At 40.0% G+C, this 12,711-nt stretch carries 8 protein-coding genes; all 8 read right to left on the bottom strand.

Annotation, left to right across the window (positions count from 1 at the left end):
• Window positions 1-11: 11 nt before the first annotated feature.
• The 8 genes from GKD17_RS18040 to GKD17_RS18075 all read right to left on the bottom strand — a co-directional run bounded on the left by GKD17_RS18040 (window position 12) and on the right by GKD17_RS18075 (window position 12,702).
• Window positions 12-1,436 carry an L-fucose/L-arabinose isomerase family protein gene (locus tag GKD17_RS18040; protein ID WP_007830974.1) on the bottom strand — a complete coding sequence of 475 codons (1,425 nt, stop codon included), beginning with the start codon at window positions 1,434-1,436 and terminating at the stop codon, window positions 12-14.
• A gap of 33 nt (window positions 1,437-1,469) precedes the next feature.
• Window positions 1,470-2,966 (bottom strand): glycerol kinase GlpK, encoded by a 1,497-nt coding sequence (glpK, locus tag GKD17_RS18045; protein WP_007830964.1) that lies wholly within the window; start codon window positions 2,964-2,966, stop codon window positions 1,470-1,472.
• Between the two features lie 25 nt (window positions 2,967-2,991).
• Window positions 2,992-3,930 (bottom strand): transketolase family protein, encoded by a 939-nt coding sequence (locus GKD17_RS18050; protein WP_007830963.1) that lies wholly within the window; start codon window positions 3,928-3,930, stop codon window positions 2,992-2,994.
• Entirely contained in the window at window positions 3,920-4,765 is an 846-nt protein-coding gene (locus GKD17_RS18055) for a transketolase (RefSeq protein ID WP_007830962.1), read from the bottom strand. Before GKD17_RS18055 ends, GKD17_RS18050 begins: the two co-directional genes overlap by 11 nt.
• A 342-nt stretch (window positions 4,766-5,107) precedes the next feature.
• A complete protein-coding gene (locus GKD17_RS18060; RefSeq protein WP_005842359.1) occupies window positions 5,108-5,863 on the bottom strand; it encodes a DeoR/GlpR family DNA-binding transcription regulator in 756 nt (251 codons plus the stop codon).
• 11 nt (window positions 5,864-5,874) lie between these two features.
• A complete protein-coding gene (ribB, locus tag GKD17_RS18065) occupies window positions 5,875-6,489 on the bottom strand; it encodes a 3,4-dihydroxy-2-butanone-4-phosphate synthase (protein WP_007830960.1) in 615 nt (204 codons plus the stop codon).
• Window positions 6,490-6,610: 121 nt separating this feature from the next.
• The gene (locus GKD17_RS18070) at window positions 6,611-8,215 is read right to left on the bottom strand and encodes a DUF5060 domain-containing protein (protein ID WP_007830957.1); all 1,605 of its coding nucleotides are present in this window, start codon (window positions 8,213-8,215) and stop codon (window positions 6,611-6,613) included.
• 164 nt (window positions 8,216-8,379) lie between these two features.
• On the bottom strand, window positions 8,380-12,702 hold the full coding sequence (locus GKD17_RS18075) for a hybrid sensor histidine kinase/response regulator transcription factor (RefSeq protein WP_007830953.1): 4,323 nt from the start codon (window positions 12,700-12,702) through the stop codon (window positions 8,380-8,382).
• Window positions 12,703-12,711 lie beyond the last annotated feature (9 nt).

Below are 12,711 nucleotides of genomic sequence, written 5' to 3' on the forward strand. Positions count from 1 at the left end.
TTTCATCGATATTATTCGTGAATATAGATATTCCAGTTCAGATAAGTTTCAATAGCTTCTGCCAGAATATCTTTCACATTGCCACGGCACATAGCCACGTGATGTTCGAATCCATTCTTACAGATATATTTCATAAGCGGCTGCAGATTATCCACCTTGGTTACTGCTATACAACCATCCATTCCGTATGGATCATCAGTCAGGTCACCTTTACCCAAATAAGACTTGATACAACCCTTCGTATCATCTGTCGAGATACGGAAGAATGTAAAATCACCCTGTTTTACTTTACCGTAAACGGCACCGAAAGTGTGTACTTTACCCAAGGTTCTACCCAATACTCCTAATGTTCCTAACTTCAATTCATTCATTACAAATGATTTAGGGAAGTTACCACAATGTGTACATACGCACTTGTTACGATCTTCGGCAAAGTTATTGTTCCAGTCAAGCAGCGCCGACGGACACCCGGAAGCCAAAGTCAACGCATACATAGATACTGCACCGGCAATATCCACTTCACAGGCAGCAGGAATTAGTTTCTCACTCAACATACTCATAGTCACACAAGCCGCACAACCGTAGTTTTGTTCCAAAGAGTCCCAACACTGGATAGCTACAGCATCAATTTCATTGGCCTCCATCCATTTTTCTACGGCCACACCAAATTTAGCCTGCAAAACCAGCTTATCACTGTATTGTTCAGGAACAACAGCATACTGTCTGATTTCTTTCAGTTTGGCCTGCAATACCTCATCGGTATCCTCAATCTTATGGGCAGCAGCCAAAATCTCGGAAAGGTCTACCGGAATGACTGTAATACCCGATGCCTGCAACAGCTTCTCACTGGCACGAACCGTCTGGAATCCTGCGGGACGAGTACCGATAGCACCGATACGAGCATGACGAAGACCATTAACTACACGGCAGATAGCTGCAAATTTATTGATATCGGCAGCCAGCAAATCAGAATAAATAGAATAAGTATGAAGGGTGGTATCAGTAAAAGGAATGCCGTACTGATACAAGTTATTGCATACGGAAATCTTACCACAGAATGCGTCACGACGGCTATCCAAATCAACTTTATCATTCTCGTCATCACATGCCTGAACCAAAACAGGCACATTCAGATCGGCCACACTGATGGCATTGATGATACCGATTTCAAAACCGAAATTGGGCAGTGAAACAATGATTCCATCTATACGTTCCCGATTCTCACGGAACAATTTAGCACACTTCAAGCCATCTTCTCTTGTTTCGATACTGCTACTGCCTGTCGGCGTAGCGTCTTCGGGAAGAATGACATAGTCATACCCTTCTTTTGTCAGTGTTTCCAGCAATTGTTTGCGAACGTCTTTTGCTAATTCCGAGTTAAAATAAGCGCGTGTTCCAATGATAACACCAAAACACATTTTCTTCTTGTTTTTCATTTCTAATGGTATTAAAAGTTACGATATATTCAGTTAGTTATTCTGTCCTATTACTTTTTTGACAGCTTCACGCCATCCGCTATACAAGGATTGAAGTTCCTTTTCCTCCATACAGGGAGTAATGCAATTATCAATGGTACGCATGGCAGCAGCTTCTTGGAAACTAGTCCATTTCTTACGGGCAAAGCCATTCATGACAACAGCCCCTAATGCAGAAGCTTCTTCTATTTCCGAACGGTTAATGACAGCCTGCAACATATCAGCCTGAAATTGCATCAGGAACTGATTCTTCGTGGGGCCTCCGTCAACACGAAGGGCTTTCAATTCGATACCTGCCTGCCGTGTCATCATGTCTATCAAATCCTTCACTTGATAAGCGATAGATTCCAATCCCGCACGCAACACATGTGCCTTGCCTGCATTCAGTGTCATTCCCCAGATGGCAGCTTTGGCATCCGGTTTCCACCAGGGAGCTCCCAATCCGGTAAAAGCCGGAACCAGATAGACTCCATCATTGTTTTTAACCGAAGTCGCTAAGGTTTCAATTTGATTGAACGAATCCACCAATCCCAATTTCTCCACCATCCACTTGATAGTGGCTCCGGTACAATGGATATTTCCTTCGAAAGCATAATACACTTTGCCTAAAGCCGAGAATCCAACGGACGTGACCAGCCCTTCAGGAGCAGTAACAGCCTCTTCTCCAATGTTAACCATAACAGATGATCCTGTTCCGTATGTCACCTTCCCCATACCTGCCTCAAAACACATCTGACCGGTTAATGCTCCATGGGAATCACCTAAAACACCTGCTATTTGTATCGGAGATTTGAACAAACCCTCTATCGTTGTTTCTCCAAAAATAGCATCACAGGGCAAAGCTTCCGGCATCATACTCCGGGGGATAGTGAAGAGTTTCAACAACTCTTCATCCCAGTCTAAAGTATGAATATTAAAAAGCATGGTACGCGACGCATTCGTATAATCAGTCAGATGATTCCTGCCTTCGGTCAGTTTCCAAATCAGCCAGGAATCAATAGTTCCCATCAACAAATCACCCTTTTCTGCCAGTTCACGTGCATTTTCCACGTTATCCAATATCCACTTAGCACCACTGGCAGAAAAATAAGGATCGATAAGCAATCCGGTCTTCCGTTGTACCAGTCCGCTGTATCCCTTATCTTTCAGTTCCTTGCAAATAGCTGCCCCTCGCTGGCATTGCCATACCACGGCGTGATAAACAGGTTTACCAGTCCGCTTATTCCAAACAACTACCGTTTCACGCTGATTTGTGATGGCAAGAGAATAAGAAATGTCTTTCCCATTCACTTCCTCCTTCTCTAGCAAACAATGTATAGCTTCTATGGTATTTTTATAAATTTCTTCGGCATCGTGTTCCACCCATCCTAGTTGCGGATAGAATTGCTGATGCTCTATATTGACCCGATGCAACAATTCGCAACTTTCAGAGAACAGCATAGCTTTTGTCGCCGAAGTACTTTGGTCTATGGTAATTATTTTGCTAATCATACTATTAGATTTTAAAAGGACATGTTTATTTTTTCATGAATTCAAGAGCAGCCTTACAGATTCCTTCTTTATCCAACCCATAATGAGCAAAGATTTCATGAGAATTTCCATGAACTACATTTTCATCGGGAATACCGATAATACGTACCGGAACCGGATTTTCAGAAAGCGTCTCAACCACAATAGCTCCCAAACCACCAAACTGACTATGCTCTTCCACAGTGATAATTCTTCCGGTTTCTTCTGCCGCTTTCTTGATAGCTTCCACATCAACAGGCTTTATGGAAGACATATCCAACACACGTGCCTTAATGCCTTTCTCCTGTAACATCAAACCAGCTTGATAAGCATGATAAACCGTTTCTCCGGCGGCAATGATGGTCAGGTCCGTACCATCCAGCAGCATATTAGCTTTTCCCAGAACAAAATCAAAATCATCATTCTCATACACATCGGGAACAGCAGCTCTTCCTACACGTACATACACCGGTTCGGGATAATCGACCAATAGCTTGACCAACTTACGTGTCTGACGGGCATCACAGGGGAGAACGATATTCATTCCCGGAAAAGTTCTTAATACGGCAATATCATGCAGACTATGATGAGTAGCCCCTAAAGCACCGTATGCGACACCACCACTCACTCCCAATATCTTCACATTATTCTGACTGTAAGCCAAATCAACTTTCACCTGTTCCAAGCTACGGGCCACATAGAAGCAAGCCGGGCCACATACAAACACTTTTTTTCCGCTATGTGACAAACCTGCTGAAATTCCTACCGCATCCTGTTCGGCTATTCCACATTCTACAAACTGTGCGGGTAATTCTTTTGCAAAATCTCCCAAAGTAACAGAACCCCTGGCGTCTGTTGTAACCGCCACAATATCTTTATCCTGACGAGCCAACTCCAGCAATGTATCTGTAAAGCTCTTTCTGCACGCTATTATATTATTTGCCATTGTTTTCTTTTTCTAGTTTTTCAATTCTTTCGGATATCTCACGAACAGCCTCTTCATATTGTTCGGCTGTAGGCACGCCATGATGCCATTTTGCAATGCCTTCCATATAAGATACTCCTTTCCCTTTTGTAGTATGGGAGATAAGCAAATGAGGCTTTTTATTCGTATAATCAATAGAATGGAAAGTCCGGATGATATCTTCCATTTCATCCCCATTCATTTCCAACACATCCCAGCCGAAAGCAGTCCAGCGGTCACGCATACTCTCCAATGACATGACCTCCTCGGTTGTACCGCTGATCTGCAAACGATTACGGTCAATAATGGCTACCAGATTATCCAATTTATATTGGTTTCCTGCCATAGCAGCTTCATATATCGAACCTTCCCCTTGCTCACCATCTCCCATCAGTACATACGTTTTATAATCAGCTTTATCCATTTTGGCAGCAATCGCCATTCCAACGCCTACAGACAAGCCATGCCCTAAAGCTCCCGTATTTACTTCAATACCCGGTACCTCTATAGTAGGATGACCGGACAAAATAGACCCGAACTCACCTAAAGTATCGGTTATCTCATGAGAAATAAAGCCTTTTGCCTCAAGAGTAACATATAAAGCCTCCACACAGTGTCCCTTACTCATTACAAAACGATCTCTTTTCGTTTCCTTTGGTTTATCCGGCCAAACACGCATTATATCAAAATAAAGTGCTGTAAGCACGTTAAGACACGATAGATCACCTCCAATGTGCCCTGCTTTTGCTTTATACACAATCTCAACCAATCGTTTCCGATTCTTTTCCGATTGTAATTCTAACGTTTCAACTTGCATATTATTATCATTTACTTTCTTATTCTTTCGCAAATAACGGAATTCAACCGGAATTATCCAACATTAAACGAAAGAAAATGAAATTCAATTTGATTATATTAACAATATATTTCCATATAACCTATAAACCGGAACAATTAATTTATTCTGTCAACAAGGTTATATCTCTATATAAATAAGACTCTTCGATCGTCTCTTTTGTACCCAGCAGAACAGTTATAAAAAAAGAAGCAAACAATAAGGACAAATAGGGAAGCAAAAATCAGAGTTGATAAAAAAGGTGATCAAGAATGTATTTTCCAACATTCTCAATCACCCATATTACCTTTATTTCAGTAAGAATCAGATTACTTCGACCTCCAATTCTTTTAATCTTTCAAAATCCTCCTCGGTTATAGTACTATCTGTAATAATAGCATTGGCTAATGAAACCGAGCCTAAACTAGCAAAAGCACTGACACCTATTTTTGAACAATCAGCCACCAGATACACTTTACTGGCAGATTCTATCATAGCAGATTTCACGACCAAATCACTTAGACTAGGATAAGTCAGTTTCATATCCGAAGAAATACCAGCTGTAGCTAGAAACAATTTATTAGCGCGTATATCTTTAAATGAATCGGCCGCCATTTTTCCTGTCAAAGAAAGTGTAGGAGCCTTGAACTCACCTCCGGTAACAATTAGATTAATACCATGATTCTCACCTAAAATCAAAGCTATATTCAAAGCATTAGTAATGACTGTCAGGTCCTTATAATTCATTAAAAGCTTTGCGATCTCTGTAGTTGTAGAACCGGAATCAAGAATTATACTGTCCCCCTCCTGAATAAACTGAATAGCTTTCTGAGCAATTTCTTTCTTTTCCTCCAAATGAGTCTGATTGAACAATTGTCCGGTCTTGGCAAACGACCCTACTCCTTTCAGAAACGCACCTCCATGCTCTCTTTGGATATACCCCATTTGTTCCAAGGCTTCCAAATCCTGACGGATCGTTACATCCGTCACATTGAAAATTTTACTAAGGTCCTGAACTTTTGCATGTCCGTCTTCACGAATCAGATGCAATATCTTTACTCTTCTTTGATTGAGTGCCATATTTATTAGATTTAGAGGTTATGTTTTTTACGATATTCCTGAATATCCTTAATGGAAACAATTTTCAAACCGAATTTTGCTGCAATCTCACCTAGTTGGGGAAGACGCGCCATTGTACCATCTTCATTCAAAATTTCAACAAGAGCTCCTCCGGGTTTCAAACCTGCCATTCTTGTCATATCCAGTGTAGCTTCGGTATGTCCATTACGTTCCAATACTCCATTTTCCGCACCGTAAAGGGGGAACACATGCCCCGGACGAGCAAACTCGGAAGGATTCAGATTTCCTGCCACCAAAGCTTTTATTGTTGACGAACGGTCGAAAGCAGAAACTCCCGTAGTACAGCCATACCCTCTTAAATCTACCGACATAGTAAACGGTGTACCTAGCAATGAAGTGTTTTCTTCTGCCATCGGAGCCAGACCAAGTTCTTCACAACGTGAACGTGGCAGAGGAGCACATAACAACCCTCTGCCATGAGTAATCATAAAATTTACAATTTCAGGAGTAATCTTTTCTCCTGAAACGATAAAATCGCCTTCGTTTTCACGATCTTCGTCATCAACAACGATCAATACTTTGCCCTGACGAATATCTTCCAATCCTTCTTCTACTGTATTTAACATTTTAGTGTATCTAGGGAGTTAATTATACTGCAAATTTAAGCTAAAACAAAAAGAATCGAAAACTATTAGCCTTTTTTATGATAAAAAAAATCAATCATCTCCCGTCAGAAGGCTTATCCCATCATTTCACCTCTGTTATTCTAAGAACAATATAAGGAGTATCCGGAATTCTTACTCCCCGATGATGTATATCAAAAACACGATAATCCAATTCCTCTGTTGTTTCAAATATCACAGGATATTCCGTGACAGTCATGGCCCACACATCAATAATCTCTACTTTAAACCGTTTATTCTTTTGCAATTTGTTATAATCTGCATTTTTTACCGGCAGATTAAAAGTCCAGAAACCTTTCACATCTTTTCCCATATTGACCAGATAATAGTCCGGTCCAGCAGTAGAAGTAACCAAGTCACGACTGATATCTGCCATCTCCAACGGATAGGGAGCAGCTTCAAGAATCGTTCTCAAAAATTTCACACGTTTCCAGCTTTCACCTTTTAAAGATCCCCCTTGCGCCCAAAAGATAGGTTCGTTCCCCTGCTGATAACATTCACCGTGAGTGACATAAATCCCACCCAACAAACCATTCAAAATAAAGTAAGTCATCTGCTGCGGACTTAACCTTCCCCAACGATAAGGTAGATTCCCTTCATACCCAACCTCATCACATATAACCGGTTTGCGATAAATTTTTCTTAAAGTAGCAGAAGCGGTAGAACTCAGTACCGGTGCCTCATCTTGTATGCTGACATGGGTAAATTCAGGCATCCAATAATCAAAATAAGTAGCCGTCGCTCCATGAATAGAACATAAATGGCGATAAGGATCATTCTCAACCACTGTTTTCGTCAACAGCTTCCAATCGTCCACAGTTTTCGCTTTTACATAATCCCACTCGTTTGCCATAGACCACCATACATTTCTAAAAGAAGCCAAACGCGCAGTAATATATTTAATATAACGTACATTCACCTCATTCGACATAGCATCAAAGCCCCATCTTCCTTTATCATAAGGATGGAAAAGGATCAAATCCGCCTCAATCCCCAAACGGTTCAGTTGGTCTATCCGTTTCTCCAAATGCTGAAAAAAAGCCGGGTCAAATCTGTCAAAGTCCCATTCTTTCCTTTCATTTCCTTCCTTATCTTTTATCGTCTTCTCTATTTCAAAAGGATAAAGCGCGGGCTCGTCTTTCACTAAAGAATAGTTTTTAGGAAACACACACATCCTTACCTTATTAAAACCGGCTTCACCAAACGATTTCAAAGTAGCCTCCTGAGTCGTTTCCTTCATATGTGTCCATGCATAGGCCGTCGTACCCATCGGATAATAACGGGTACCGTCCGCATATTTAAAATTATGTTCTCCGTCCACCAACACCATGCCATGATTATCTTTTCCGGCGGGTACCACTGTGAATGTACCTTTCCGACCATTCATAGCTCCTATACTGGAAGATGTAACATACCTCCATTCCCCGGCGACAGCAGGCATAAACCGTATCCTATAAGTATTCTCACCATCATAAAATCCTTCCACCGTTTTCTTTTCCTTTCCACAAATGAAAGTAGCGGAAAGACGTGTATCAAAAGGATTCCCTTTGGTCACCTGTTTAAAACTCAACTCAAACCGGTCCCAACATTCCACTTTGTCTTGTGCATTTACTTTTACCACAAAACTTAACAGCGTCCAAACAGCTATTACATAAAATTTCGTACTCATCCTATCATGTTTAAAAAATTATATTCATAAAAGTTTTCCGGAACATTTTCATACTGTGTCAATGAGCACAAAGATAGATTTTACCCTTGAGAACCAAAGGTAAAATCTTACATCAATAAGGTATTTTCTTGCTATTTACCTTCATAAACAGCACAAAACGGAACTTAGTTATTATTTTTATACTCAGTCAAAGTCTGATTAAATGCTTTTTTAAACGCCTTGCCAAAGTAACCGGGATCAGAGAAGCCGACGGCAAAAGCAACCTCAGAGAAAGACATACCACTTTGTATAAAACTTTTCGCTTTATTCAACCTATAATTCTTTATATATTCTATCGGAGAAATCCCCATGATACCATTCACTTTCCGATTGAATACAGAACGGCTCATATTCATGAACTCTGCCAGATCATTAACCCGCAGTCCCGGATTACTGTAATTCTCTTCCATAAACCCTACCAGCTTCTGCATAAACAGCTCATCCAAAGGAACAATTTGCGACACAGGATAAGCGATGGCTTCTAAAGGTTCTTTCTTCGGCTGAGCACCATATTTTGACAAAAAAACCGACTGAAGCACTTTTCTTTGCCTGATCAAGTTCTCAATTCTCGATTTTAAATAATCGCTGCTGAAAGGTTTAGGTATATAATCATCAATCCCTAATTGTAAACCTTGAATACGATCCTCAACAGACGATTTTGCAGAAAGGATAATAATAGGGATATCACAAGTATTGACATTCTCCTTGATGTGCCTTATCAATTCAATACCATCCATACGCGGCATCATAATATCTGTAATAATAAAATCCGGAACTTCCTCTTCTATCTCTTCCAATGCCATCACTCCATCGGCAACTCCAACAACACGGTAAGTACCTGACAATATTTCACATATAAATTGACGCAACTCAGCATTATCCTCCACTACCATCACTTTTACTAAAGTTTCTTTTGTTGCCGGAGGCATGTCCGGCAAAGATATTTCATCATTTTGTTCCGGTTCCGCCAAGACCGTTTCCTGTTCTTCCGAAGTGTCGTTCAATATATATTCAACATTTTTATCCTGAGCATATATTTCCTTTCCCTTATGCAAAACCAGTTTGAATACACTTCCTTTCTTTACTTCACTTTCGACCTGAATTTCCCCATGCAGCATTTTAACCAACTCATTCACCAGCGAAAGCCCTATACCCGATGAAGGCTGCATGTCATTTTCCTTGGACACTGTAGTGAAACGTTCAAATATGGATGGCACTTTATCTTTGGGAATGCCAATACCTTCATCTTTTACGGCAATCGAAACAAACTGTCCGCTTTCCATCACAATCAAGGTAATCGACTTGTTATCCGGTGTATACTTAAAGGCATTGGAAAGCAAGTTAAAGATAATTTTCTCGAACTTATCACTATCTATCCACAAAAAAACAGAAGGCAACGTTGTCTGAAGAGAAAAATTTATATTTTTCTCTTCAGACAACAATCGGAAATTATCCATTATATTATGAAGCATGATAATGATATCCCGGTATTCAATAGTCAAGCCCATTTTTTTATTCTGTATCTTTCTGAAATCCAATACTTGATTAATGAGCAATAACATACGATTGATATTTTTCTGCACCAATTGAAGATGATGCCGGGTCCGGGAAGTCAAAGGCTCCTGGGACAACACTTCGGATACCGGACCGGATATAAGGGTTAAAGGAGTACGTAGTTCATGTGAGATATCAATAAAAGAACGTACTTTTATTTCCGCCAATCTTTGTTCCATATTTACCTTATGTTTCAAATAGTAAATATAGAAAAAAATATATCCGATAGCTAAAGATATCACCAAGACAACAACTATATAAAAAGCCTTAGCCCAACCGGTTTCCCAAAAGGTGGGTAATACCTGTAAAGTAACCGTTTTCACAGAGTTCATCCAAATACCATCCCCATTGGTCGCCTTTATCTGAAATTGATATTTTCCTGCCGGAAGACTTACAAAACTAACCGAGTTCTTCTTACCTATATAATACCATTGATTATCATCCAACTTATAAGCATACTCGATATCCAAGGAATTAGTATAATCCAACGCAGCAAATGAGATGGTAAAATTCCTCCGCCGGGTAGGAATCTCTAAATAATCCGCATCACTCAATACATGAGATAAATTATCCTCCGAATATTTTATACCTGTCACTACAATAGGAGCTTCATAAGCCTGCTTAACGATACTATCCGGAGAAAAGACAAGCATACCGCCTTCTGTACCCATTAAGATATCCCCTTGCCTGTCTGCAACCGGAAGACATTCACTATAATTAAAAGAACGATTGAAAAAAGTTTCTCCAAAAGACTCAAAAGTCTGATCGTGCACATCAAACAGAGTGATATCCGTTTCCGAGCCGATCCATATATTATGATTTTTATCTTCAATCAAGGCTCTAGCCAACGGAGATGTCTCTTTGCCGAACGACCGGAATCGAAGTTCATCAGATAATAAATTTGATGAAACCAACTTGCAAAGGCCACCTCCATAACAATAACAATAGATAGTTTCATCTGTCGTTCGTAAAACAGACATCACATCAGCACTACACAACCCGTCAGCCGCCTGCGGACGAGGAAGGTTAAGATAAAAACGAATATTTTCGTAATCCGAAAAATCAGAAGAAAAAGTAATCAAACCTTCTATAGTACCCACCAGCATAGTATGACCGGGTCCCTCCACCATACAACGAATACTGTTGGTACGATTAATAGGAAAACCGGACAATTTATTCTCCGCATGAATAAAACGTATCGCCCCATCTTCCTTTTCCTCAACCAAATTCAATCCGCCACCGTAAGTACCAATCCAAATACTTCCGTTATGATCCTCATCAATGCATGATATTTTATTGTCACTGATGGAATAAGGATCCGACGGATTATTCATATAATGATATACCTCATAATGATAAGGACGATTCCGAGGAACAAGCCTGAACAATCCGTTTTCCTTACTGCCAAGCCATATTGTCTGCGCCTGATCCTTCAGCATGACATAGATTCCACCTTCTGCAAAAACTGTTTCCGTTTGAGCCAGTTCCCCATCAGGCGACAAATAACCCAGCAAGTTTTTCTGTGAATCCATAATACGTATAATCCCTTTCTTTGTTGCAATCCATAAATGTTCGTCGCTATCAAACAGAAATGATTTTGTATCAAAATAATTGTCCAACTCCCTATAAGTATAGGGACTAGGCGGAAAGAACATTTTTATAAATGAGCGCTGGGATTTGATCCACAAATTATTTTGTTTGTCAACATAAGTTGTTTTAATAATAGGAGAATAAGGTATATGATTCCTTCCCGGTGTAAAATAGACTTTTAACTCCCGGCTCTTTTCGTCATAATAACTGAATATACCTTTATAAGGAATAGTCCAAACCACTCCGTTAGGATCTTCATAAATAAAGAGTTCATTTTCCGGAGAAGAAGCCATGTATCCGGAAGGAGTATTCAAATATTGTTTCACTCCGGTTTCCGGATCAAGCCGGATAATTCCCGGCAATCCGGTAAATATCCATAGAAATCCTTTAGAATCCTGATAGACTTTTCTCACAGCCGCATCGTCATGCCCCGGAAGAGAGAAATCATATTTCTCCATCGCCAGTTCAGGGAAACGGCATAGGTACAAACCTTTATCAGACAAAACAGCCAGCTGATTATCTTTCAACACTTTAATTCCGTTTATATGCTGAATCTTCTCTTGAAAAGGAACGATGTTGAATTGCATGGTATTTACATCATAATAGGCTAGTCTGCCATTCTGTGATGCAAGAAAAACAAGATTATCCATTGTTTCGAACATAGAAAAGGGATATGAACTAATGGTCCGCTTGCCAAATATGCTAACTCCCTTGTCACTAAATACCCATTCCTCTCCCTGTTTATCTTCAAAGACCCTACTGACTTTCCCCAGTTCCACATCATCAATAGCTGTAATATACTGAATCCCTGAAGAAACAGTACACTCTTTATCTGAAATTCTGAAACATCCTCCATTATTTAAAGTAACCCAAGTAATCCCTTTGGATAAAGGATACAAATTTTCTATTTGCAACGGAGTATTAAAATGTTGTTCATACTGTTTCAGAACATTAATCAGCTTATTTTCACGAATATCATATAAATACAGGCTATGACGATCGTATGCAATCATCCATAAATTGCCGTCGGCCGTATTCTCCAGCCGCTGCATGTGCTGGTTCAAAAGAGAATCAAACTGAAAAGTCTCGAAATCGCGTCCATCAAACCGGCTTACCCCATTCCAAGTACTAACCCATATAAAACCATTATGACTTTGAAGAATCTGCGCCGGATTACTTTGAATCAATCCATCTCTAACAGTATATTGACGTGCAACACAAATCGGTTGTCCTTTGACAAAAACAAAATGAAGAGCTAACAACAAGATGCCCCATATATATTTTAACTTTATTGTGTTTTCCATTTTATATCG

This window comes from Phocaeicola dorei (genome assembly GCF_013009555.1).
Taxonomy (GTDB): domain Bacteria; phylum Bacteroidota; class Bacteroidia; order Bacteroidales; family Bacteroidaceae; genus Phocaeicola; species Phocaeicola dorei.